We start from the raw sequence: 22219 nt of genomic DNA, 5'->3' as shown, positions 1-22219 counted from the left end.
CCCGGAGCGGGACGGGGCGGGCGACGCGAGGGGCGCGGCGGGGCGGGGGCGACGCGGTGGCGCGTCAGCCCTCCCGTACCGCCAGGGCCAGATAGCGGGCGTCCTCGTCCACGTACGAGACGAGCCGCCAGCCCGCCTCCGCGAGCACGGGGCGCAGCCGGGGCTCGGCCCGCAGGTCGTCCGGGGTGATCCGCCGTCCGTGCCGGGCCGCCAGCGCGGCGCGCCCGATGGGGTGGAAGAGTGCCAGCCGGCCGCCCGGCCGCACCACCCGGGCGAGTTCGCGCAGGCCGGCGACCGGATCGGCCAGGTGGGAGACGAGGCCCGCGCCGAAGACCGCGTCGAGACCGCCGTCCCGGAGCGGCAGCCGGCCGACGTCGGCGAGGAGCAGCGTCCCGGCGCCCCGGGGGCCGCGCCGCCCGGCCCGTACCGCCTCGGCCAGCATCTCCGGCGTGAGGTCGGCGCCGATCACGCTCCCCGCCGGGCCGACGGCGGTGCGCAGCGGGGGCAGCGCGCGGCCCGTGCCGCAGCCCGCGTCGAGCACGGCGTCGCCGGGCCGCAGGCCCAGCTCGGCGACGGCGGCGGCGTAGGCGGGCCCGTCGTCGGGGAAACGGCTGTCCCAACCGGCCGCGCGGGTGGCGAAGAACGCTCGTACGTCTGTGGGGTCGTCGCTCATGAGCCCATGATCGCCCACCCGGTGGAGTGAACGTTCTCGGCCACGTTCGAAAATCGCACGACCGATCTGAAACTTCTCCCCGTCATATTCCAGCAGCTTTCGAAATGCGCCCCCGATGCGCCCCCGCGTGCGCACTAGCGTCCCCGAGTCATGGGACACCTGGACCACGCCACCTTCGGCTGGCTGACACCTGTGCTGTCGTACGCGATGGCCTGCACCGGCGCCGCCCTCGGGCTGCGCTGCACCGTACGCGCGCTCGACGCGACCGGCCGCTCCCGGCGGAACTGGCTGCTCACCGCCGCCTCCGCACTCGGCACCGGCATCTGGACCATGCACTTCGTCGCGATGCTCGGCTTCGGCGTCACCGGCACCGACATCCGCTACGACGTGCCGCTCACCGTCCTCAGCCTCCTCATCGCGATGGGCGTCGTGGGAGTCGGCGTGTTCGCCGTCGGCTACGGACGCGACCGCGTGCGATCGCTTCTGATCGGCGGACTGACCACCGGGATCGGCGTCGCGAGCATGCACTACATGGGCATGGCCGCCCTCCGCCTCCACGGCACCGTCCACTACGACCCGCTGCTCGTCGCCCTCTCGGTCCTCATCGCGGTCGCCGCCGCGACGGCGGCGCTCTGGGCGGCCCTCAACATCCACGCCCCGATCGCGGTCGCGCTCGCCTCCCTCGTCATGGGAGCGGCCGTCAGCAGCATGCACTACACGGGCATGCTCGCGGTCGGCGTGGAGGTCACCCCCTCCTCCGAGGCCCTTTCCGGCGCCACCGTCATGCAGTTCATCTTCCCGCTCGCGGTCGGCCTCGGCTCGTACCTGTTCATCACCTCGGCCTTCGTGGCCCTCTCCCCGACGGCCGGGGAACGGGCCGCGTACGCCTCCGCCGAACGCCTCACCGAACCCGACGAACGCGCCGTCGACGTGGCCCCGCCCGGTTTCCGCGCCGCCCGGACCCCCGCCCCCGCCCCCACCCGTACCCCGACCCGCTGACCCCCGCCCCTCCCGGGGGCCCGACACCTCCACCCCAGCCGGAACGAGGAGCCCATGCGAACTCCCCGCAAGAACCAGGACGCCGTGGCGCCCGCGCCGCCGGCGACCGCACGCGGGCGGCGCGCACACGCCGGGCCGCCCGCCGACGAACCGGACCCCGGAACCCCGCACGCCACCACCGCTGCCGCCGCCCCGGCGGCCGACACCACCGACCGGCGGCGGCGAACGGGACGGCCCGAGCGGCCGGAGCCGCCGACGGAGCCGGGACGGCCGGAGGGGCCGGAGGACACGGCGGGCGGCCCCACGCCGGCCCCCGCCCCCGCCGTCGTACGGGACCGGCCGGGCCGGCGGGGCCTGCGCCCCCGCACCGTACGCGCCAAGATCGTCTCGCTCCTCATGGTCCCGGTCGTCTCCCTCCTCGCCCTCTGGGGCTTCGCCACCGTCACCACCGCCCAGGACATGGCGAGGATCCGCCAGCTCCAGCGCGTCGACGCCGACATCCGGCAGCCCGTCGCCGCGACCCTCGCCGCCCTCCAGGAGGAACGCAGGGCCGCCGTGCGCCAGGCCGCCGCCCCGGGCGCCGGGCGGGCCGCCGAGCTCAAGGACCGGATCCGCCGCACCGACGAGGCCGCCGCCCGGCTCCGGCTCGGCGACGGCCACACGGTCGGCGACTCCGGGGACCTGCCCGCCGACGTCGCCGACCGCGTCGGCGCCTTCACCCGCGAGGTCCAGGGACTCGTCCGCCTCCGCGCGGACACCGTCGCGGGACGCGCCGACACGGACCGCGCGTACCACGCGTACACGACCGCCGTCTCGTCCGGCCTCGCCGTCGGCGGAGCCCTCAGCGGACTCCAGGACGCCGGACAGGGCTCCCACGCGCGCGTGCTCCTCGACATCGCCCGCGCCGGTGAGATGCTCTCCCGCGAGGACGCCCTCCTCGCCTCCGCCCACCTCACCGGCCGGCTGACCGCCGACCACCAACGGGCCTTCACCGGCGCGGCGGAGACCCGCCGCACCCTCCTCGCCTCGGCCGGGCCCGACCTCCCCCCGGCCGGCCGGGCCGCCTGGGCCCGGCTCGCCGACGGCGACGCCCACGCCCGGCTCACCGAGGCCGAGGACCGGATCTCCGCCGCCGAGGACGGCCGCCCCGCCGTCCGCGCGGTGCCCTCCGCCGACTGGGACGCCGCCCTCGCCGCCGTACGCACCGGGCTCACCGCCGTCGAGGGCGACGCGCGCGCCGCCTCCGCCGACACCGGCCCCTTCGCGGGCGGCCTCCTCAGCCCCTCCGGCGCCGCCGTCGTCCTCGGCCTCCTCGCCGTCGCCGCCTCCCTCGTCATCTCCGTCCGGATCGGCCGCGGCCTCGTCGTCGAACTCGTGACCCTCCGCAACACCGCTCTGGGCATCGCCCGCCGCAAACTCCCCGCCGCCATGGGCCGGCTGCGCGCCGGAGAGGAGATCGACGTCCAGGCGGAGGCCCCGCCCGGCCCCGCGCCCCAGGACGAGATCGGCCAGGTCGGCGAAGCCCTCACCACCGTCCACCGGGCCGCGCTCTCCGCCGCCGTCGAACGCGCCGAACTGGCCAGCGGCATCTCCGGCGTCTTCGTCAACCTCGCCCGCCGCAGCCAGGTCCTCGTCCACCGCCAGCTCAACCTCCTGGACAGCATGGAGCGGCGCGCCGACGACCCCGCCGAACTCGGCGACCTCTTCCGCCTCGACCACCTCACCACCCGCATGCGGCGGCACGCCGAGAGCCTGATCATCCTGTCGGGAGCCGCCCCGGGCCGCGCCTGGCGCATGCCGGTCCCGCTCACCGACGTCGTCCGCGCCGCCGTCTCCGAGATCGAGGACTACGCGCGCGTGGAGGTGCGCGGGCTCCCCGAGACCGCCGTCGCGGGCGGTGCCGTCGCCGACCTGACCCACCTCCTCGCCGAACTCATCGAGAACGCCGCCCAGTTCTCCCCGCCCCACACCAAGGTCCGGGTCAGCGGCGAACCCGTCGGCAACGGTTACGCCCTGGAGATCGAGGACCGGGGCCTCGGCATGGGCAAGGAGACCCTCGCCGAGGCCAACGCCCGCATCGACCGCTCCGAGGCGCTCGACCTCTTCGACAGCGACCGCCTCGGCCTCTTCGTCGTCAGCCGCCTCTCCTCCCGGCACGGCGTCCGGGTCCACCTGCGGACCTCCCCGTACGGCGGCACCACCGCCGTCGTCCTGCTCCCCACCGACCTCCTCCAGGAGGCTCCGGAGACCGGCCGCGGCCCCGGCGCCGCCCCCGCCCGCGCGGGGACGGCCGACACCGCCACGGCCCCGGAGACGGCCGCCGGGGGAATCGGCGGACCGGTGGGGGGAATCGGCGGCCCCGTCGAGGGGAGGGGAGGTCCCGCAGGGGGAATCGGCGGGCTCGCAGGGGGGAACGGCGGATCCGCCGCCGAACGCGCCGCCCGCGAGCGCGAGGAGGCCCACCGCGCGGAGGCCCGCCGCTTCACCCGGCCCCCGGCCGCGCCCCGTACCCCCGCGTCCGCCGGAGCCGCCCCGAAGACGCTCCCCGGTACGCCCCCGGCCGCACCCGCGCCCGCCCCGGCCCCCGAACCCGCCCCCGTACCGGCCGGAGTCACCACCCTGCGCCCGCGCGGTCACGCCGTACCGCCGCGGCCGGTTCCCGCGCCGAGGCCCGAGCCCGCGCACGAGCGCGGCCCCGGGGCCGCGGACCGGGAGGGCGGGGACGACGGCGGACTCCCGCGCCGCATCCGGCAGGCGAGCCTCGTCCCGCAGCTGCGCGAGGCCCCCGCGCCCGCCCCTGCACCCGTCACCGCGGTCCCGGGCACTCAGGAGCGGACACCCGAGGAGGTACGGGACCGGATGGCGGCCTACCGGGACGGCTGGCAGCGCGGCGGCGGCCCCGCCCCCGGCACCCGCCGCCCCCTGGGCGAAGGCGCCACTCCGGCCGCCCCGCCGCCCGGCCACGCGCGGGGCCGCACCACCCGCCCGCACGACGACGCCCCGCCCGCCACCCCGCCCCAGGCCGGTACCGGACACGCCACCCCGTCCAACGCCGGTACGGGACACGGCACCCCGCCTCCCGCCGGCACCGGACACGCCACTCCGTCCAACGCCGGTACGGGACACGCCACCCCGCCCCGCGCCGGCAGGGGCCACGACGGGCCGTCCGACCCGCCCTGGCGCCGGGTCCCGGACGACCCGCGCAGCGACGCACGCGCGCGTACCGACCTCGGCCCCTACTTCGGCGCCCGCCCCACCCCGCCCCAGGACCACCGACCCGAAGGAGACGACGCATGATCGACCACGAGAGGGTCTCCCACCCCCGCTCCGGCGAACTCGACTGGCTCCTCGACGACCTGGTCACCCGGGTCCGCGAGGTCCGGCACACGGTGGTGCTCTCCAGCGACGGCCTCCCGGTCGGCGCCTCCAGCGGGCTCAGCCGGGAGGACGCGGAGCACCTCGCCGCCATCGCCTCCGGCTTCCACAGCCTCGCCAAGGGCGCCGGCCGGCAGTTCCACACCGGAGGCGTCCGCCAGACCATGGTCGAGATGGACGACGGCTTCCTCTTCGTCGCCGCCGCCGGAGACGGCTCCTGCCTCGCCGTCCTCAGCTCCGTCAGCGCCGACATCGGCCTCATCGCCTACGAGATGGCCCGGCTCGTCAAGCGCGTCGGCGAACACCTCCACACCCCGCCCCGGCTCACGGTGACCCCACCGGCCGCCGGCTGACCGGAGACCCCCATGACCATGGACAGCGCCGGCCGGAATCCCACGGACGGGAACCGCGCAGGGGGGAGCTCCGGGGAAGGGAGCTCCGCGGACGGCAGCCCTGCCGGCGGGAACCCCTTCGGCGGAGGGGCGCCCGCGCCCGGCAGCCAGTGGTACGACGCCGACGCGGGGCCGCTCGTCCGGCCCTACGCGATGACGGGCGGCCGCACCAAACCCGGTCCCAGCAACGTACGGTTCGACCTCATCGCCCTCGTCGTCGTCGACGACGACCCGCCGGGCCCGGCCGAGGAGGCCGTCCTCGGCCCCGAACACCGCGCCCTGCTCGCCCTCTGCCGGTCCGAGACCCAGTCGGTGGCCGAACTCGCCGCCGACGCCGACCTCCCCGTGGGCGTCGTCCGGGTCCTCCTCGGCGACCTCCTCGAATCGGGCTTCGTACGCGTCAGCCGACCCGTACCGCCCGCGCAGCTCCCCGACGAACGCATCCTGAGAGAAGTGATCGATGGCCTACGAGCGCTCTGACAGCACCGGCGCGGACGGCGGCGACGCTCTCGCCCTGAAGATCCTCGTCGCCGGCGGCTTCGGCGTCGGCAAGACCACCCTGGTCGGCGCGGTCAGCGAGATCCGGCCCCTGCGCACCGAGGAACGGCTCAGCCGGGCCGGCGAGCACGTCGACGACACCGGGGGAGTGGACCGGAAGACCACCACCACCGTGGCCATGGACTTCGGCCGGATCACGATCCGCGCGGGCCTGTCGCTGTACCTCTTCGGCACCCCGGGACAGGACCGCTTCTGGTTCCTGTGGGACGAGCTCTCGCAGGGCGCCCTGGGAGCGGTCGTCCTCGCCGACACCCGCCGCCTGGAGGACTGCTTTCCGGCGGTCGACTACTTCGAGCACCGGAAGATCCCCTTCGTGGTGGCCGTCAACTGCTTCGAGGGCGCCCGCTCCTACGGGGCGCAGGACGTGTCCCGCGCCCTCGACCTGGACCTGGGCACCCCCGTGGTGCTCTGCGACGCGCGCGACCGCGACTCCGGCAAGGAGGTCCTCATCCGGGTCGTCGAGTACGCGGGCCGGATGCACACCGCCCGCCTCCTCGACACGGTCGGCTGAACCGCACGGTGTTCTCGGGGCGGTGTTCTCGGGACGGCGCCTTCGGGGGAGGCGCCGGGGGAGATGCGAGCCGGAGGGGATGAGGGTCGGAGAGGAGGCGCGCCGGAGGCGTACGGCGTCATCTGCGGCCGGCCGGATCCGCAGGACGTCCTCGGAGAGGTCAGTCGGAGACGCCGCCCGCCGAGGACACCTTCTCGATCTTCACCCGGACGAGGAGTTCGCCCGGCACCCCGTTGCGCGCGCCGAACTCCTCGGCCCGGTCCTGGCCCATGTAACGGCCGCCGATCCGGGTGGCCCAGCGGACCAGTTCCGCCGGATCCTCGCTCAGTTCGGCCCGCCCGCTCAGGGTGACGTACGAGAACGGCGGGGCGTCGTCGTCCACGCAGAGCGACACCCGGTCGTCCCGGGCGAGGTTGCGTCCCTTCACCGTGTCCTTCCCCGTGTTGAACACGAAGGAGTCGCCGTCGAGCACGAACCACACCGGCACCACGTGCGGACTGCCGTCCGCGCGGACGGTCGCGAGCTTGCCGGTCCGGGTCCCCTGCGACACGAAGGCCCGCCACTGTTCCTCGGTCATCCTCGTCATGGGTCCATGATGCGGCACCCGGCCCTCGGCGCCCGGCACATGACGCCCGGCATCCGGTACCCGGGGCCCGGCGACCGCTCGGCGGCACACCCGGGCCGACGGGGTGCTTGCCCTGTCCACGACAGTGCGTAAGGCTTGCCGCGACACGCGGTCCGTACCGGCGAACGCGGGCACGGGGCCCGGCCGGCGGAACCGCACCGACGAGGGGGAGGACCACATGGCGCTGGACAAGGGGCTCGACTGGCTCCTGGACGACCTGACGAGACGGGTCGGACCGATACGGCACGCGCTGGTGCTGTCGAACGACGGCCTGGTGACCGGCGCGAGCAGCGACCTCGCGCGGGAGGACGCGGAGCACCTGGCCGCCGTCTCCTCCGGCCTGCACAGCCTCGCGCGCGGCTCGGGCCGCCACTTCCGGGCGGGGCGGCCCCGGCAGACGATGGTCGAGTTCGACGAGGCCCTGCTGTTCGTGACGGCCGCCGGCGACGGCAGCTGCCTCTGTGTGCTGAGCGACGCGGAGGCAGACGTCGGCCAGGTCGCGTACGAGATGACGCTCCTGGTCAACCGCGTGGGCGAACACCTGGGAGTCTCCGCGCGCCAGCCGGACGGCCTCGCGCCCTGACCGACCGATGCCCTGACGCATCGAGAGTTGTCCACAGGCGCTTTTCCACAGGGAGTGCGGCGACCATCACTCTCCGTTACTTTCGTCGTGTCGGGTCGCCCGGACCCGCACCGGCCCGAGGCCGGGACGAACGAGCGGGGGAGGCGGCGGACGCCATGACGGTGGACGAGACGATGTGGACGGTGGCACCGGCCCGGGCCGCGGAAGAGCTGGAACTGAGGCGCGAAGAGTTCCGGCTCGCGGTCCGGCTGGGCCTGATCAGGACGATCCCGTCCCCGCCCCCGGGTACGGGGGCGGAGACGAACGGGGATGCGGACGTGGGGGCGGAGGGAACGGCCCGGGGCCGCCCCGGAAACCGAGACGGGGCTGGACTCGGGGCCGGTGATCCGTCCGAAGTCCGGCCCCGAGTCCGGCCCCGAGCCCGGTCCGGAGGCTGGGAGGCCGTGGGCTGGGACCAGCCGCCCGAGCGGCGCCCGGTCGAGCGGGCCGAGATCGACCGGCTCAAGGCGGCCCCGGACTTCCCCGCCGGACTCCGGGACCGCGTCCGGGCCGTGGGCGCCGGCGAGGCGGCCGCCCTCCTCTCCGTCGCCCCCACCCGGTTCGCCCGCCTGGTCCGCACCGGGCATCTGAGCCCGGTGCGCTTCTACCTCAACCGCTACCGCTCGGTGATCTGGCTCTACGTGGCGGCCGAGGTGACCGCGTTCGGTGAGGCGCACCCCGAACTGCTCACCGGCCGCCTGCCGGTCGCACTGCGCGAAAGGGAAGCGGCGGGCGAGGACCTGCGGGCCAGGAACTGGCGCTCCCGTCACCTCGCCCTGCTGCTGCGCGGCACCGCCGACCCCTGGGCCCGCGCGGCGGCGATCGCCTCCCTGCTCGACCCGGACCGGCTCGCGGAGACCGTCGACGACCCCCACGAGCGCGCCCTCCTGGACCGATTGCGCCCCGCGCCCCCGCCGGGCCTCCCGCTCGCCGGCACGGCCCGCGAGACCGCCGAACGCCTCCTCCGCGCCGACGGCCCGGACGAGATCCGATGGCACCGGACGAACCTCACCCTCGCCCTGGCCGAAGCCCGCGCCGCCCGACCGGCCCCCACTCCTTCACCCGCGCCCGCACCCGTGCCCGAGGAGCGGTCCCTGCCACAGGCCGCTCCACCCCGGGGCGCCCCACCGCAGACCGCCCCGGCGTACCGCCCCCCGGGCCGGCCGCGCGCCCGAAACACGCACCCGCCGGGCGGCCCCTCCCGCCCCCGTCGCCCCGGTCTGCTGGAACGACTCCGCCGTTCCCTCCCCGGCGGGACGGCGGCCGCCGGGGCCTGGAGGGGGCGGCGCGACTGGGGATGAGGCGACGTTCCGGGACGGGAAGGGGGATGCTGGAAGGGTGGCACAAGGGCCGCGAGGAGATGAGCGACGTGTACGACTTGCACATCGACACCGACGTCACCGTCCAGTTGAGCGACTGCTGCCGGGAGGACGCCCAGGCCGTGTTCGAGGTCCTCGACCACGCCTATCGGCTGGAGGACGTCGTGCCGCCGGGCCAGAAGGAAGCCCCGGGGCCGGTCACGACCGTCTGGACGGCCACCTTCGACACCTCCGACGGCCGGCACGAGAAGGCCACTCCACCCAGACTCGCCGGCAAGGTGGGAGTCCTCCTGACCGGCGGCTACCACGCCGTGGGCGAAGTGGAGAAGACGCTCGCCACCGGCTTCGACGTCGAATCCCGGCAGTCCGTCTCGGGTGACCAGGAGACCGAAGCCCGCCTCCTGCTCGCCGCACGCTGACCCGGGACCACGCTCCCCGGGCGGGGCGGACGGGCCCCGCCCTGGGTGACACGGACAGGAAAACGAAAGGGGGAGGGAGGGGGGAGGGGGGAGGGGGGAGGGCCCTCCGGGTGAGCTGACGGGCGCGCACATGTGAGGACCCTGGCCGTCCCGCCTCCCGCCCCGCGCTCCCTGGCACGTCGTTCACCTCATGTACATGCAAGGTGACGTTCGGCGAAGTCATGTCGCAACGAAGAGGGGTCAAGCTCTCGCGAGACAGTTGCCCCTCTTCGAGGAGAACCGCGTGACTCGCTCCACAATCGTCCGGTCCGCCGTACTGGCCGCCACCACGGCCCTCACGGCGGCGGCGCTGGCCGTGCCGGCCCAAGCCGACGGCCACCACCGCGTCTTCGCCGATTCGCTGCCGTCCGTGACCCCCCGGGCGGAGACGCCGGCGCTGCACGACGACGACGAGGGCGGCAACGCCGACGCGGACGACCCGGCCATCTGGCGCAACGCCGCTGCGCCCGACCGCAGCCTCGTCGTCGCCACGGCGAAGGAGGGCGGCCTGCGCGTCTACGACCTGGACGCGCGTCCGGTGCAGTCGATAGCCGCGCCGCCCGCCGCCGGCGAGGACGACGCTCCGGGCCGGTTCAACAACGTGGACCTGGTGCACGGTCTGCGGCTCTCCTCGGGGAAGGCCGATCTGGCCGTCACCAGCGACCGGGGCAACGACCGGCTGAGCTTCTACCGCATCGACCGCGACCGGGCCGGCGGCCCGCTGAGCGACGTCACCGACCCGGCCGCGCCGCCGGTGTTCTCGCAGGACCAGGCCGAGATCAACGACCAGCGGACCGCCTACGGCCTGGCGACCTGGACGGACCGGACGACCGGGAAGTCCTACGCCCTGGTCAGCCGTCGCGAGCGCACCAGCATCGCCCTCCTGGAGCTGCTGCCGGCGGCGGGCGGCAAGGTCACGTACCGCAAGGTCCGCGCCCTGGACCTGCCCTCCTCCTTCCGGCTGCCCGACGGCACCTCGTGGTCCCCGTGCGCCGAGCCCGGTGAACTGCCGCAGGTCGAGGGGATGGTCGTCGACCCGGCCAACGGCATGCTCTACGCCGGCCAGGAGGACATCGGCGTCTGGCGGATGCGCGCCGACCTCACCGGCACGCCGAAGCTGATTGACAAGGTCCGCGAGTACGGCGTCCCCGGCGTCTACGACGAGGAGACCGAGGAGTGCACGCCGGGCGCCGACCCCGGTTTCGGCGGCACGAGGATCTCCTCGGACGTCGAGGGCCTGACGCTGCTCACCGAGCCCGACGGCGACGGTTACGTCCTCGCCTCCAGCCAGGGCGACAACACCTTCGCCGCCTATGACCGCGAGCTGGAGGACGCCAACGAGTACGAGGGCGGCTTCCGGGTCGCCGCCGCGGACGACACCCTCGACGGTTCCGAGGAGTGCGACGGCGCGGCGGTCCTGAACGCCCCGCTCGGCTCCAAGTACCCCAACGGGCTCCTCGTCGTCCAGGACGGCCACGACGCCCCCGGTGACGGCGACCGCGACTCCACCAACTTCAAGTTCGTGGACCTCGCCGAGGTCATGGACGCCCTCGACGACTGATCCCGGCCCGGCGGAACGGCGGCCGGGGAGGAGCGGAGAGGGGGAGGGGGGACCCCCTTTCCGGAGCCCGTATACACCGTGTGTAGAGTTCGGAACGGCCGCTGGGAACCCGCCCTGACCAGGCGTGGACGCGGCCGTTCCGATCATGAAACCGGGGAAAGCGGGTACCACCATGTTCCGATCCAGGCCGGGCCGTCGGGGTGGGAGGACCGCCGCCCTGCTCGCCGCCACGCTGATGCTCACCCTCGGCGGCTGCGGGGTGGACACGGTCACCCCGCAGGCCGCGCGGGCCGACGCGGGCGACGACGGGAAGGCGGGCGCGGGTTCCCGCCGGGTCGACTGCGCGGAGGCGAAGTGCATCGCCCTCACCTTCGACGCCGGGCCGGGGAAGGACACCCCGCACCTGCTCGACGTCCTGAAGGAGAAGAAGGTCCCCGCCACCTTCTTCCTGCTGGGGCACAAGCACGTCGACCGCTATCCGAAGGTCGTCCGGCGGATCGCGGACGAGGGACACGAGGTCGCCAACCACACCTGGTCCCACCGCATCCTCACCGACCTCGACGAGGGCGAGGTGCGCGAGGAGCTGTCCCGGACCCAGGACGCCGTCGAGAGGATCACAGGCCGCAAGCCCGTCCTCATGCGCCCGCCGCAGGGGCGGACCGACTCCACCGTGAGCGAGGTCAGCCGCGAGCTCGGCCTCGCGCAGGTGCTGTGGAGCATCACGGCCAAGGACTACTCCACCACCGACTCCGCGCTGATCCGGGAACGCGTCCTGACCCAGGCGCACCGCGACGGCATCATCCTGCTCCACGACATATACGACGGCACCGTGCCGGCGGTCCCCGGCATCATCGACGAGCTCCAGCGCCAGGGCTACACCTTCGTCACCGTCCCCGAGCTCCTCGCCCCCGGCGCCGCCCGCGCCGGCGCCGTCTACCGGCCCGAGAAGGACGACTGACCGGCTTCCGGTTCCGGTGATCGGCCCGTGGCGACCGGGCGGAGCCGGACGGGGCGGGCCGTGCGAAGACGCCGGTACGGGAGACGGGTGACCCGACTCACACCGTTCATCCAGACGTTCCGGAACATTACGCAAACGTCCACCGTTCTCCTGTATGTGACGACGAAGGGGCCCGGTCCCCAAGGTCCCCCCCAGAGGTGACCGCCCTTCGTCCGTCACGGTGAGCGGCCCCGGCTGGAATCCCCCGTCCAGCCGGGGCTCCACCATGTCCGGGGCCTGTGTGCCGGGGGCTGTGTGCCCGAGCCCCTTGGTGTCCGAGGCTTTTCCAAGGGGCCCGCGCGGCGCCCGAGAGGCGCGCGCGACGGCGCGTTCGACCCGTTCGAGTGAGCCGCGGCATGACCGCGGCGGTCACGGGCAGTAATCGTTCGGGTCGGCCGGTGGTCATCGTCCGGCCCCCGTCGACCGGGCGCCGCAGGACCGCGGTGCCACCGCGTGCCAAGGGGGAATCATGCCGCCCGCCACTCCGTCGTTCACCCGCCGGGCCCTGCTGGCCGCCTCGCTGGCTCTGCTCGCCGACTCCGCCTCCGCCCGTTCCGGCCCGCCGGGCCGCCATCTGGTGCCGACCGCGCGCACGGAGCAGGACGCCCTTCTCCGGGCGGCGGAGCGGAGACGCGTCGACGACTGCCTCGCCGACCGCGGGCTCAGGGAGACCGCCGAGCCGCGCGCGCCGGCCGGGGGCCGGGCCCTCCGGGCCGTCCTCTTCGGGACGGGGCAGCGGGAACTCTCCGTGACGCTCGGTACGGGGGCCGCCGTCACCGTCCACGATGATCCCCACTTCCGGCCCGTCGGTTGCAGGCCCGGGGGGCCGGCGTGCCTCCGCTACAGGGTGTGCCGGGTCCCGGGGTGGCGCAGGGCGGAGGCGAGCATCAGTCCGGCGCCCCGGACCACGCTGGTCGCGGGGTCGTTGGCCAGCCGGACCCGGCCGCGCAGCACGTGGGCCAGGCGGGCGGTCACGTCGAGCCGCAGCGCCCCGCCGCCGGTCACCAGGACGCCGCGGCGCAGCGCCCCGCGGACCGCGCCGGTGCGGTCCTCGCGCCACAGGTCGCTCACCATGTCCGCGGCGGTGCCCGCCACGGCGTCCGGCACGTCGCCGTGGGCCGGGAGGTCGTCCACGCCGAGCTCCGCGAGCCGGGCGTCCTGCACCTGGCCGTCCACGACGAGCGTGACCTCGGTCAGCCGGGCCCCGAGGTCCACCACGAGCAGCGGACCGCCGCCGGGCGGGGCCGCGTAGGCCGCGGCGGCGCGGGCGCTGTCGACGGCGATCACCCGGACCGGGCCGAGGCCGGCCACCACCCGGCGGACCGCCTCGCGTTCCGCGGGCGCGGCGAGCACCGGGTGGGCCAGCATCACGACGGTGTCGTGGCTCTCCCCGCCGGGGGCGGAGGCGGCCAGCCGCTTCAGGAGCAGCAGCCGGGAGGAGTCGTCCGGGGCCTGGCCGCGCTGGACCGGCGCGCTCGGCACGTCCGCGAAGACGCCCGCCCCCGGGGCCCACGCCCGGGTCCGTGAACTGCCGATGTCGAGGGCGATCCCCCGTACCGGCCGCTGCGCGTCGAGGTGGGTGCCGCCCGCTCCGTACGATCCCATCGCTTCCGTCCATTCCCTGTCGGCCCACTGATTACGAGGCCGATCCGCGCCCACACTATGCAGGATCCGCAGCGGGAACGCCACGGTGCTTGGGGATCGAAGGGTCACACGGAGTGGATCTTGGCCGGGTCCGGGGCGCGGGCTCCCGGATCCGGCCGGGGGCGGGTCAGGCGGAGGCGCCGAGCCAGAGGTCCGGACCGAAGACCTCGTAGTGGACGTCGGCCGCGGCGACGCCGGTTGCGACGAGGTCGCCCCGGACCGCCCGCAGGAAGGGGAGCGGGCCGCAGAGGTACGCGCTCGTGCCGGCCGGCACCTCCAGGGAGGTCACGTCGGCGAGGCCCTCGCGGGCACCGGACGTGCCGGGCTCCTCGTACCAGAGGTGCAGGCTGGCCTCCGGCAGCCGGCCGACGAGCTCGCGCAGCTCCTCGGCGTGGGCGTGGGCCTCGGGGGAGCGGTCGGCGTGCACGACGAGGACCGGGCGCCGGGCGCCGGCGGTGGCCAGGTGGTCGAGCATGGAGAGCATCGGGGTGCTGCCGATGCCGGCGGAGGCCAGCAGCAGGGGGCCGTCGCCCTCGGGCAGCACGAGGTCGCCGAAGGGGGCGGAGACCTCCAGGAGGTCGCCGGCCGCCGCGTGGGCGTGGAGCTGCTGGGAGACCTCTCCGGCCGGGTCGCCGTCGACCCGCTTGACGGTGATCCGCCAGGCGGGGCGGCCGGGGGCGGAGGAGAGGCTGTACTGGCGGATCTGGTGGGCGCCGTCGGGGAGGGCGACGCGGACGCTGACGTACTGGCCGGGGCGGAAGGGCGGCAGCGGCGAGCCGTCGGGGTCCGTGAGGGTGAGGGAGACGGTGTCCGCGGTCTCCTCGCGCCGCTCCGCGATCCGTACCGTGCGCCAGACCGCTCCCTCCTCGACGCCCGCCTCCTGGTAGAGGCGGCCCTCCAGGGCTATGAGCGCGTTCGCCATCAGCCAGTAGACCTCGTCCCAGGCCTGGGCGACCTCGGGGGTGACGGCCTCGCCGAGCACCTCGACGATCGCGGCGAAGAGGTGCTCGTGCACGATCTTGTACTGGTCCGCGGTGACGCCGAGGGAGGCGTGCTTGTGCGCGATGCGGGAGAGCAGGGTGTCCGGGCGGGTGTCCGGGTGCTCCAGGAGGGCGACGGCGAAGGCGGCCACGGAGCCGGCGAGGGCCTTGCGCTGGTCCCCGTTGGCCTGGTTGCCCCGGTTGAAGAGGTCCCGCAGCAGTTCGGGGTGGGCGTCGAAGAGACGTCCGTAGAAGCGCTCGGTGATCCGGTCGAGTGCTCCGCCGACGGCGGGCAGCGTGGCGCGGACGACGGGGACGGCCTGCTCGGACAGCATCGGAACTCGCATTCTGGTAGGTGATCTTCGTGTTTAAGGAGAGAGGAAATCCCGTGCGGCGGGCGCCGGGCGGGAAGCGTGCGGGAGGTCAGGACGGAGGGTGTGGGGTCAGCGAGAGGAGTACGGGACCGGTCGGCGACCGTACGAGATCGGCTACCGTCAGCGGGTCGAGCGCGCGGTAGAAGGCGTCCTGGGCCTCCCGCAGCGCGCCGCGGAGCCGACAGGCCGCCCGCAGCGGGCACGGCGGATCGGCCTCGCAGCCGACGACCTCCTCGTCGCCCTCCAGGGTCCTGGTCAGCCAGCCCACCGACGAGTGCCGGCCGAAGTCCGTGAGCGCGAGCCCGCCGCCGCGTCCGCGCCGGGCCTCCACCACGCCGAGGTGCTGGAGCCGGGTGACCACCTTCGCCATGTGGGCGTGGGGCACCGCCATCTCCTCCGCCACCGCGCGCGTGGTGACGGGCTCCTCGCCGTCGGCGACCGCCAGGCGCATCACGGCACGCAGGGCCAGGTCGGTGAACTTGGTCAACCTCACGCGCCGACCGTATCAAAGCGGTATCCCGGACTCGCATTAAGGGTGCGGGTCCGGGACACGGGGCCGCCGCGATCGGGCGGAATGGAGGGCGGGGAGGGGGTCAGGCGAGGACCTTGGCCTTCGCCTGCTGGAACTCCTCCTCGGAGATCGCGCCCTTCTCCTTCAGGTCCGCCAGCCGCGTCAGTTCGTCGGTGGCGCTCGGGGAGCCGCTCGCGGCGGCCTGGGTCCCGGCCGTCTGCCGGATGTACTCCTGGAAACGGGCCTCCGCGTCCTTCGCCTGCTTTGCGTCACGCTCGCCCATGCTCCTGCCGCGGGCGATGACGTAGACCAGGACGCCCAGGTAGGGGAGCACGATGCAGAAGATCAGCCAGCCGGCCTTGCCCCAGCCGCTCAGCCCGTGGTCCCGGAAGATGTCCGTGATCACCTTGAAGAGCAGGAAGAGCCACATGATCCAGAGGAAGAACCACAGCATCGTCCAGAAGACGTTCAGGAGAGGGTAGTCGTCCATTCCTGCACACTCCGTTCGCTCGCCGGCCGGGAGGCCGTGCGTTGGAGCGAGTCTCACCCGTCCGGCCCGCGCCCGCATGTCGTGGCGGGCCCGCCGGCGGCCGGGTCAGGAGGTGCGCAGGGCCGCCAGGGCCGCGAGCGCGCGGTCCGCGTGGGCGCTCATCCGCAGCTCGCTGCGGACGACCTCCTTCACCCGCCGGTCCTGCCCGATGACGAAGGTGACCCGCTTCGTCGGCGCCAGCGAGAAGCCGCGCCGCACGCCGAAGCGCTCCCGCACCCGGCCCTCGGGGTCGGAGAGCAGCGGATAGCCGAGGGAGTGCCGCTCGGTGAACTCCCGCTGCCGCTCCACCGCGTCCCCGCTCACCCCCACGGGCAGCGCGCCCGCGGCGCGGAACTCGGCGGCCAGGTCGCGGAAGTGGCAGGCCTCGGCGGTGCAGCCGGGCGTCATCGCCGCCGGGTAGAAGAAGAGGACGACCGGCCCCTCGGCCAGCAGTCCGCCGAGGGAGCGCGAGGCACCGGTTTCGTCCGGAAGGGTGAAGTCCTCGACGAGGTCACCGACGTTCATGGAGGTCCGCCCCTTCGCCGGGCGCGCCGTTCCCCGGCGTCCGCCCTTCCCGCGCCCGCCGGCCTTCCCGAGGGCTACCCGAGAGTTCTACCGCAGGGTAGGAGTCCGCGTCACCCCGCTGCCGCCCCGTCCCGCGGCGATCCGGGCGTCCAGTACCGCGAGCACCCGCTCGCCCCAGCGGAGGTTCTCCTCCTCCATCAGCCGGCCGCGCAGCAGCGTCAGATACGGTCCCACGCGGTCGGCCTCGCGCAGGTAGGTCTCCTCGTCCCGGCCGCCGAGCAGCCACTCCCGCAGCCGCCCGTACCGCGCGAGCTTGTCCCGCGAGGCTTCCATGTGACGTGCCACGAAGCCCCGTACGGCCTCGGTGTCCCCGCCGTCGCACGCCTGCACCTGCACCATCAGCTCGTCGCGCACCGCGGTCGGCCGCGGTGCCACGGAGGTGAAGGAGTCGAGGTCCCGGCGCCCCTCCGGAGTGAGGCTGAACATCCGCTTGTTCGGGCGCCTTTCCTGCTCGACCACCCGCGCGGTGATCAGCCCGGCCGCCGAGAGCCGGTCGAGCTCGCGGTAGAGCTGCTGGGGGGTGGCGGCCCAGAAATTGGCGACGGACACGTCGAAGATCTTGGCGAGGTCGTATCCGGATGCCTCGCCCTCCAGGAGAGCTGCGAGGACGGCGTGCTTGAGGGACATCCGGACACGCTAGCAGCCCGTTGAATAGTTTCCTCCGCACCTATTCAACTTCGACCGCACCTGTACGACTTCGACGGGGCCGGGGCTCCGGCCCCGTACGGCCTGCCTGGCAGCGGCCCCGCGCTCTGCCTAGGCTGGTGGACCACCAGACACCACGGGGAGCCGACCGGGGGCCGGAGGAGCGAGAGCAGCGCCATGGACACCGACGCGTACGCCTACACCAGCTACATCAGGACCACCCCGGACGACCTGTGGAAGGCGCTGACGGAGCCGGAACTGACCCGGCGCTACTGGGGCGTGGCCTTCGAGACGGAGTGGGTCCCCGGCGCGCCGATGGTCTGGGACGAGGGCGGCCGCCGCACCGCCGACCCCGAACAGGTCGTCGTCGAGGCGGTCCCGGGGCGCCTGCTCTCCTACACCTGGCACACCTTCACCCCCGAATGGGCGAAGGCGGTCGGCCTGGACGACGAGGTGTACGGGCTCCTCTCCCGCGAGCGCAGGTCCACGGTCACCTTCACCCTCGAACCCTCCGGCGACGCCACGGTCCGGCTGACCGTCGCCCACGCCGGCCTGGAGGCGGACGGCATCGTGCGGCGGCTCGTCGGGGAGGGCTGGCCCGCGATCGTCTCCAGCCTGAAGTCGCTGCTGGAGACCGGCGAGGAGCTTCCGGAACCGCCCCGTTGACCCATTCGGGTCGTCTCCCGGACCTCAGGTCCGCCACGCCCGCGCCCTTGATCATCTTTTTCTCCTCTCGTCGGTTCTGATGCTCGGGTCGGCGCCCGTCCGCCGGCCTTCCGACCGGTCAGCGACGAAAGGGGAGGGTGTCCGACGTGCCGTCACGCCGATACGTACAGGGGTGGGGAGCGCTCTCCCTCGCCGTCGGGGCCGTACTCGTCACCACCGCCGCGGCGCAGCCCCCGCCGGCCGGCCGCGCGGGCGCCGCACCCGCCCAGGGCGCGGCCGTCGTCACGGTCGGCGCCTGCGCCGGAGCGGGCGGCCTCTGCCGGGTGCCCCGCACCACCGTGCACCTGGACGCCCCCGCCGCCGTCGCCCTCCCGGCCGCCACCGGCCCCGTCGACCTGGCCCTGCGCACCCCCGGGCGGTTGAGCGACGTCACCGTCGGCGACGGGCGGGGACGGTGGATCGCCGGGCGCCTCGACGCCGCCGGCGCCCGCTGGACCAGCGACGCGGCGCTGCCCGCCGGAGGCACGTACACGGCCCGGATCGTCCTGGAGGAGCCCGGCCCGGACGGCCCGCGCCGCCGGGTGGTCCGGCTCGCCCTCCGCACCGCGAAGGCCCCGGCGGGGGAGCGGCTGACCGTCGCCTTCGGCCCCGGCGGGGGCGACGGGGACGGCAGGAGACGGACGTACGGGGTGGGGCAGCCGGTCACGGCGGAGCTCAGCCACCCCGTCCCGGCCGCCGACCCCGCCGCCCGCCGCGTGGTGGAGGGCGCCCTGCGCGTCCGCAGCGAGCCCCGCGCCGAGGGCGCCTGGCACTGGGTGGACGCCGACACCCTGCACTACCGGCCGCGCGCCTACTGGCCGCCCCGCGCCACCGTCGAGGTCCGCTCCGAGCTCGACGGGGTCCGCGTCACGGACCGCCTCCTCGGCGGCCGTTCGCGCCCGCTCGCCTTCTCCACCGGGGCGCGGGTCGAGGCCGTCACCGACGTCGCCGCCCACGAGATGCGGGTCCACCGCGACGGCCGGCTGCTCCGGGTCGTCCCCGTCACCACCGGCAAGCCGGGCTTCCGCACCCGGGTCGGCACCAAGGTGGTCCTCGGCAAGGAGGCCGTGGTCCGGATGCGCGGCGACTCCATCGGGATCGCGCGCGGCAGCCGGGAGTTCTACGACCTCAAGGTCCGCTGGGCCACTCGGGTGACGTGGAGCGGCGAGTACCTGCACGCGGCCCCCTGGTCGCTGGACGCCCAGGGCAGCGAGGACGTGAGCCACGGCTGCACGGGCATGTCCACCGAGGCCGCCCGCTGGCTCTTCCGCACGCTCCGGGAGGGCGACCTCGTCCGGGTCGTCAACGGGTACGGGGAGCCGATGGCCCCGTTCGGCAACGGCTACGGCGACTGGAACCTGGACTGGTCCGCGTGGCTGCGCGGCAGCGCCGTCGGCACCGGCACGGTCCCGGCCCGCGCGGCCGCGGGTCCGCTCGCCCCCGCGCTCTGAGCCGGCGGTAGCCGCCCGCCGGGACGGCGCTCAGGTCCTGACGGGCGGCTCCCCGACCGCCGGGCCCATCGGGTCCACCGGGTCCGCCGGGTCCGTCTGTTCCTCCGGTCCGGCGGAGGGCGTGTCCGGGGTGCTGGGGACCGGTTCGCCGAGCAGCATCCGGGGGCGGCGCTGGAGCCCGGCGCCCACGAGCACACCGAGGGCGATGGCGGCGACCGTGATCACCGTGCCGACGAGGCTCTCCAGGCCGCCGTCGGTGTCCTTCTCCACGATGATCTCCGAGACGCTGGTGAGCCCGATCGCGCCGGGGACCAGCAGCCAGAAGCAGGGCAGGAAGACCACCTGGTCGGGGGTGCGGGAACGCTTCTCGATCCAGCTCGCCATCGGGGGCAGGAGCGCCCCGGCGGCGAAGGCCCCGAAGGTCGCCCCCGCCAGTTCGGAGGCGGTCGACTGCACGAGGCGTTCGGCGAGGAGCGCGCCGAGCAGCCAGCCGGTGACCCGGGGCGGGGCGGAGAAGTACAGCAGGAAGCCGAAGCCGAGCAGCAGCACCCCGGCCCAGGGCGCCCACGCGCCGAGCGGTTCGGCGGCCTTACCCCCCGAGGGGTGGGCCCGCAGCAGTTCGGAGCCGACCAGGATGCCGAGCGAGAGCAGCAGCAGCACGGTCAGCGCGCCGGCCAGCCGCGACAGCCCCGACAGCGCGGCCCCGGTGGCGAGTTCGATCGCGCCGAGGGTGAGCGCGGCGCCGGGCAGGAAGGCGATGAGGGGCGGGATGTAGAGCACGGCGGGGTTCTCGTGGAGGAGCGGCCCGGCCCAGCGCAGCGCGGTGGCGGTGACGAGGATGGCCGTGACCACCGGCAGGGCGGTGCGGGCCGAGGGCAGCCGGTCGCCGAACAGCCGCAGCAGACCGACCCCGGCGCCCAGCACCGCGTACCCGGCGACGGCCGGGACGGTCGCGTGCCGCATGGTGCCGAGGCCGACCGTCAGCAGGACGTAACCGAGGACGGTGGCCGCCGGACTGAAGCGTTCCGGCCGCTCCCGGTTCTCCCGCAGGGCGCGGCGCACCTCGTCGAAGGGCACCGCCTCGGCCCGCATCCGGGTGACCAGGGCCTGGAGCGCCTCCACCTGGTCCAGGCGCAGGTCGGGCCCGTCGACCGGGGTGAAGTCCAGCTCCCCGCCGCGGCCGTCGGGTCCGCCGCCGACCCGGACGAAGAGGCCGGTGGGGACGACGAAGCAGCGGGCCCGGGTGCCGTAGCGGGCGGCGACGTCGTGCAGGGTCCGCTCGACCTCCGCACTGCGTTCCGCCGCCCGCAGCAGGTCGGAGCCCAGCTCGCAGAGGAGCGAGGCGAGCTCCCGGAGCCGTTCCCGGCCCGCGTTCTCGTCCTCCGGCAGGGTGACGGTGCCGGTGCGCCGCCGGGGGCGCAGCGCGGCCGCCCGCCGAGCGAGCCCCCGCACATCGAATCGGGACAAAGCGCGCATTTCTGAACGTTAACAGGGGATGCGTACCGGACAGGGCGCGAGCGACGGGCCGTCAGCCCCCGCGCCCGCCCCCGCCCTTCCGTCCGGAGAGCCGCCGGACGGCCCGCCGGACGGAAGGGCGGCCCTCCGGACGGAAGAGCGGGGGCGGATGGAAGAGCGGTCCTCCGTCGGCCGACGGTCCGAAATGAATTGGCCCGATTCCGCTCCCCCGGGGAACATGACCGGATGAACGACACCGCTCCCGTCTCCCGCCCGCTTCCCGTCTCCGCCTCCGGCCCCGCTCCCGAAGAACGCGGCCGCCTGCTGGCCGAGGCGGTCGCCCTCCGTGCGGGAGGGAGCCGGGAGGAGGCCCGCGAGCGGCTCGTGGCCCTCGCCGCGCGCCTCCCCGGTGACGCCGAGGTCGCCTACCAGACCGCCTGGGCCCACGACGTCCTCGGCCGCGAGGCCGAAGCCGTGCCGTACTACGAGATCGCGCTCGCCGGCCCCGGGCTCACCCCCGACGACCGGCGCGGCGCGCTCCTCGGCCTCGGCAGCACCTACCGGACCCTCGGCCGGTACGAGGACGCCGCGGCGCTCCTCGGCCGTGCAGCGGAGGAGTTCCCGGAGGACGGGGCCCTGCGCGCCTTCCTCGCGATGGCCCTCTACAACACCGGCCGCCACCACGACTCCGTGCGGCTACTCCTCACCCTCCTCGCCGCCACCAGCGAGGACCCGTCCGTGCGGGAGTACCGCGAGGCCATCGCGCACTACGCGCGGGACCTCGACGCGACCGGGTGACGACCGCGACGGGCCGGGGCCGGCCGCGACCGGGGCCGGCGACGGCCCAGCCGTCTCCGGCGCTTCCGCCTTCTTCGGCGGTCAGTCGTTGACGGCGGTCAGGAGCACCACCGAGTCGTCGACCGCGGTCAGCCCGTGCCGCTCCTTGGGGATCTCCCGCAGCGTGCCCGCGGCCAGTTCGTCCTCCCAGCCGGGGGCGGTCAGCCGCACCCGCCCGCTCAGCACCTGGAGGCTGGCCGCCGGGGGAGCGTTGTGCTCGTCCAGGGACGTGCCGGCCTTCAGCGCGATCACGGTCTGCCGCAGCACCCCGTCGTGCAGCACCAGGTGGGCGCTGCGCCCGTGCGGGGCGGTGCGGGCGGCGGCCAGGTGCTCGTCGGCGAGGGCGGTGAGGTCCAGGTTCATGCTCCCAGCCTCCCGGCCGGGCCGCGGGACGCAACTCGGGACGTGACGTG

Annotated in this window: 23 protein-coding genes and 1 pseudogene; 14 read left to right on the top strand and 10 right to left on the bottom strand. The window is 75.0% G+C overall.

Translation table 11 applies throughout. From position 1 onward, the window contains the following. Nucleotides 1-64 precede the first annotated feature (64 nt). On the bottom strand, nucleotides 65-673 hold the full coding sequence (locus IE326_RS35870; RefSeq protein ID WP_190044566.1) for a class I SAM-dependent methyltransferase: 609 nt from the start codon (nucleotides 671-673) through the stop codon (nucleotides 65-67). Between the two features lie 150 nt (nucleotides 674-823). Between IE326_RS35870 and IE326_RS35865 the strand changes: the two genes are divergently transcribed. From IE326_RS35865 to IE326_RS35845, 5 genes are read left to right on the top strand one after another with little or no spacing between them, the layout of a single operon-like run. Beyond that, a complete protein-coding gene (locus tag IE326_RS35865; protein WP_190044565.1) occupies nucleotides 824-1672 on the top strand; it encodes an MHYT domain-containing protein in 849 nt (282 codons plus the stop codon). Between the two features lie 54 nt (nucleotides 1673-1726). Continuing rightward, nucleotides 1727-4969, top strand: coding sequence for a sensor histidine kinase (locus IE326_RS35860; protein ID WP_190044564.1), 3243 nt, complete (start codon nucleotides 1727-1729; stop codon nucleotides 4967-4969). Beyond that, the gene (locus IE326_RS35855; protein ID WP_150233885.1) at nucleotides 4966-5400 is read left to right on the top strand and encodes a roadblock/LC7 domain-containing protein; all 435 of its coding nucleotides are present in this window, start codon (nucleotides 4966-4968) and stop codon (nucleotides 5398-5400) included. The genes IE326_RS35860 and IE326_RS35855 overlap by 4 nt, the downstream gene beginning before the upstream one ends. A gap of 18 nt (nucleotides 5401-5418) precedes the next feature. Then, nucleotides 5419-5919, top strand: a complete 501-nt coding sequence (locus IE326_RS35850; RefSeq protein ID WP_190045015.1) for a DUF742 domain-containing protein — start codon at nucleotides 5419-5421, stop codon at nucleotides 5917-5919. After that, nucleotides 5900-6508, top strand: a complete 609-nt coding sequence (locus IE326_RS35845; RefSeq protein ID WP_150233883.1) for a GTP-binding protein — start codon at nucleotides 5900-5902, stop codon at nucleotides 6506-6508. The genes IE326_RS35850 and IE326_RS35845 overlap by 20 nt, the downstream gene beginning before the upstream one ends. Before the next feature lie 160 nt (nucleotides 6509-6668). On the opposite strand, the gene IE326_RS35840 is transcribed toward IE326_RS35845, so the two are convergent. Then, nucleotides 6669-7094, bottom strand: coding sequence for a PPOX class F420-dependent oxidoreductase (locus tag IE326_RS35840; RefSeq protein WP_190044563.1), 426 nt, complete (start codon nucleotides 7092-7094; stop codon nucleotides 6669-6671). A 217-nt stretch (nucleotides 7095-7311) separates the two neighbouring features. Here IE326_RS35840 and IE326_RS35835 point away from each other — a divergent pair, with 217 nt between their 5' ends. The 6 genes and pseudogenes from IE326_RS35835 to IE326_RS35815 all read left to right on the top strand — a co-directional run bounded on the left by IE326_RS35835 (nucleotide 7312) and on the right by IE326_RS35815 (nucleotide 12051). After that, nucleotides 7312-7716: a roadblock/LC7 domain-containing protein gene (locus tag IE326_RS35835; protein ID WP_150233879.1), complete on the top strand. Its 405-nt coding sequence runs from the start codon at nucleotides 7312-7314 to the stop codon at nucleotides 7714-7716. Nucleotides 7717-7871: 155 nt separating this feature from the next. Beyond that, nucleotides 7872-7961, top strand: a pseudogene (locus IE326_RS41675) (hypothetical protein); the annotation flags it as partial. Between the two features lie 198 nt (nucleotides 7962-8159). Then, a complete protein-coding gene (locus IE326_RS41670; RefSeq protein WP_190044562.1) occupies nucleotides 8160-9056 on the top strand; it encodes a DUF6397 family protein in 897 nt (298 codons plus the stop codon). A gap of 26 nt (nucleotides 9057-9082) precedes the next feature. After that, entirely contained in the window at nucleotides 9083-9493 is a 411-nt protein-coding gene (locus IE326_RS35825) for a hypothetical protein (protein ID WP_229915821.1), read from the top strand. Nucleotides 9494-9776: 283 nt separating this feature from the next. After that, nucleotides 9777-11093, top strand: coding sequence for a phytase (locus IE326_RS35820; RefSeq protein ID WP_190044561.1), 1317 nt, complete (start codon nucleotides 9777-9779; stop codon nucleotides 11091-11093). Nucleotides 11094-11265: 172 nt separating this feature from the next. Next, nucleotides 11266-12051 carry a polysaccharide deacetylase family protein gene (locus IE326_RS35815; protein WP_150233875.1) on the top strand — a complete coding sequence of 262 codons (786 nt, stop codon included), beginning with the start codon at nucleotides 11266-11268 and terminating at the stop codon, nucleotides 12049-12051. Between the two features lie 879 nt (nucleotides 12052-12930). On the opposite strand, the gene IE326_RS35810 is transcribed toward IE326_RS35815, so the two are convergent. The 6 genes from IE326_RS35810 to IE326_RS35785 all read right to left on the bottom strand — a co-directional run bounded on the left by IE326_RS35810 (nucleotide 12931) and on the right by IE326_RS35785 (nucleotide 17340). Continuing rightward, nucleotides 12931-13695 (bottom strand): rod shape-determining protein, encoded by a 765-nt coding sequence (locus tag IE326_RS35810; RefSeq protein ID WP_190044560.1) that lies wholly within the window; start codon nucleotides 13693-13695, stop codon nucleotides 12931-12933. A 166-nt stretch (nucleotides 13696-13861) separates the two neighbouring features. Then, nucleotides 13862-15049: a globin domain-containing protein gene (locus IE326_RS35805; protein ID WP_190044559.1), complete on the bottom strand. Its 1188-nt coding sequence runs from the start codon at nucleotides 15047-15049 to the stop codon at nucleotides 13862-13864. Nucleotides 15050-15137: 88 nt separating this feature from the next. Then, nucleotides 15138-15581: an RrF2 family transcriptional regulator gene (locus IE326_RS35800; protein WP_190044558.1), complete on the bottom strand. Its 444-nt coding sequence runs from the start codon at nucleotides 15579-15581 to the stop codon at nucleotides 15138-15140. 100 nt (nucleotides 15582-15681) lie between these two features. Further along, nucleotides 15682-16089 (bottom strand): SHOCT domain-containing protein, encoded by a 408-nt coding sequence (locus IE326_RS35795; protein WP_150233867.1) that lies wholly within the window; start codon nucleotides 16087-16089, stop codon nucleotides 15682-15684. Between the two features lie 105 nt (nucleotides 16090-16194). Next, nucleotides 16195-16653 (bottom strand): peroxiredoxin, encoded by a 459-nt coding sequence (locus IE326_RS35790; RefSeq protein WP_150233865.1) that lies wholly within the window; start codon nucleotides 16651-16653, stop codon nucleotides 16195-16197. Between the two features lie 87 nt (nucleotides 16654-16740). After that, on the bottom strand, nucleotides 16741-17340 hold the full coding sequence (locus IE326_RS35785; protein ID WP_150233864.1) for a PadR family transcriptional regulator: 600 nt from the start codon (nucleotides 17338-17340) through the stop codon (nucleotides 16741-16743). Nucleotides 17341-17535: 195 nt separating this feature from the next. On the opposite strand from IE326_RS35785, the gene IE326_RS35780 reads away from it, so the two are divergent. Continuing rightward, nucleotides 17536-18024, top strand: coding sequence for an SRPBCC family protein (locus IE326_RS35780; RefSeq protein WP_150233862.1), 489 nt, complete (start codon nucleotides 17536-17538; stop codon nucleotides 18022-18024). 146 nt (nucleotides 18025-18170) lie between these two features. Continuing rightward, complete coding sequence (locus IE326_RS35775) at nucleotides 18171-19514, top strand: L,D-transpeptidase (RefSeq protein WP_190044557.1); 1344 nt, start codon at nucleotides 18171-18173, stop codon at nucleotides 19512-19514. 30 nt (nucleotides 19515-19544) lie between these two features. Here the strand turns inward: IE326_RS35775 and IE326_RS35770 are convergent, their stop codons facing one another. Beyond that, nucleotides 19545-20990 (bottom strand): threonine/serine exporter family protein, encoded by a 1446-nt coding sequence (locus IE326_RS35770; RefSeq protein WP_190044556.1) that lies wholly within the window; start codon nucleotides 20988-20990, stop codon nucleotides 19545-19547. A gap of 225 nt (nucleotides 20991-21215) precedes the next feature. On the opposite strand from IE326_RS35770, the gene IE326_RS35765 reads away from it, so the two are divergent. Then, nucleotides 21216-21767 (top strand): tetratricopeptide repeat protein, encoded by a 552-nt coding sequence (locus IE326_RS35765; RefSeq protein ID WP_190044555.1) that lies wholly within the window; start codon nucleotides 21216-21218, stop codon nucleotides 21765-21767. Nucleotides 21768-21848: 81 nt separating this feature from the next. On the opposite strand, the gene IE326_RS35760 is transcribed toward IE326_RS35765, so the two are convergent. Then, complete coding sequence (locus IE326_RS35760; protein WP_150233853.1) at nucleotides 21849-22169, bottom strand: cupin domain-containing protein; 321 nt, start codon at nucleotides 22167-22169, stop codon at nucleotides 21849-21851. Nucleotides 22170-22219: the final 50 nt, after the last annotated feature.

The organism is Streptomyces filamentosus, assembly GCF_014654895.1.
GTDB classification, from domain to species: Bacteria; Actinomycetota; Actinomycetes; order Streptomycetales; family Streptomycetaceae; genus Streptomyces; species Streptomyces filamentosus.
Note: the sequence above shows the minus strand (reverse complement) of the source record. Positions and strands in the feature narration are given on the sequence as shown.

Bases quoted from the DNA above. Each gene is read 5' to 3' on its own strand.
- IE326_RS35870 (WP_190044566.1), bottom strand. From the start codon at position 673: ATGAGCGACGACCCCACAGACGTACGAGCGTTCTTCGCCACCCGCGCG.
- IE326_RS35860 (WP_190044564.1), top strand. From the start codon at position 1,727: ATGCGAACTCCCCGCAAGAACCAGGACGCCGTGGCGCCCGCGCCGCCG.
- IE326_RS35770 (WP_190044556.1), bottom strand. From the start codon at position 20,990: ATGCGCGCTTTGTCCCGATTCGATGTGCGGGGGCTCGCTCGGCGGGCG.
- IE326_RS35810 (WP_190044560.1), bottom strand. From the start codon at position 13,695: ATGGGATCGTACGGAGCGGGCGGCACCCACCTCGACGCGCAGCGGCCG.
- IE326_RS35790 (WP_150233865.1), bottom strand. From the start codon at position 16,653: ATGAACGTCGGTGACCTCGTCGAGGACTTCACCCTTCCGGACGAAACC.
- IE326_RS35785 (WP_150233864.1), bottom strand. From the start codon at position 17,340: ATGTCCCTCAAGCACGCCGTCCTCGCAGCTCTCCTGGAGGGCGAGGCA.
- IE326_RS35835 (WP_150233879.1), top strand. From the start codon at position 7,312: ATGGCGCTGGACAAGGGGCTCGACTGGCTCCTGGACGACCTGACGAGA.
- IE326_RS35805 (WP_190044559.1), bottom strand. From the start codon at position 15,049: ATGCTGTCCGAGCAGGCCGTCCCCGTCGTCCGCGCCACGCTGCCCGCC.
- IE326_RS35840 (WP_190044563.1), bottom strand. From the start codon at position 7,094: ATGACGAGGATGACCGAGGAACAGTGGCGGGCCTTCGTGTCGCAGGGG.
- IE326_RS35865 (WP_190044565.1), top strand. From the start codon at position 824: ATGGGACACCTGGACCACGCCACCTTCGGCTGGCTGACACCTGTGCTG.
- IE326_RS35780 (WP_150233862.1), top strand. From the start codon at position 17,536: ATGGACACCGACGCGTACGCCTACACCAGCTACATCAGGACCACCCCG.
- IE326_RS35850 (WP_190045015.1), top strand. From the start codon at position 5,419: ATGGACAGCGCCGGCCGGAATCCCACGGACGGGAACCGCGCAGGGGGG.
- IE326_RS35855 (WP_150233885.1), top strand. From the start codon at position 4,966: ATGATCGACCACGAGAGGGTCTCCCACCCCCGCTCCGGCGAACTCGAC.
- IE326_RS35760 (WP_150233853.1), bottom strand. From the start codon at position 22,169: ATGAACCTGGACCTCACCGCCCTCGCCGACGAGCACCTGGCCGCCGCC.
- IE326_RS35815 (WP_150233875.1), top strand. From the start codon at position 11,266: ATGTTCCGATCCAGGCCGGGCCGTCGGGGTGGGAGGACCGCCGCCCTG.
- IE326_RS35765 (WP_190044555.1), top strand. From the start codon at position 21,216: ATGAACGACACCGCTCCCGTCTCCCGCCCGCTTCCCGTCTCCGCCTCC.
- IE326_RS35845 (WP_150233883.1), top strand. From the start codon at position 5,900: ATGGCCTACGAGCGCTCTGACAGCACCGGCGCGGACGGCGGCGACGCT.
- IE326_RS35825 (WP_229915821.1), top strand. From the start codon at position 9,083: ATGCTGGAAGGGTGGCACAAGGGCCGCGAGGAGATGAGCGACGTGTAC.
- IE326_RS35795 (WP_150233867.1), bottom strand. From the start codon at position 16,089: ATGGACGACTACCCTCTCCTGAACGTCTTCTGGACGATGCTGTGGTTC.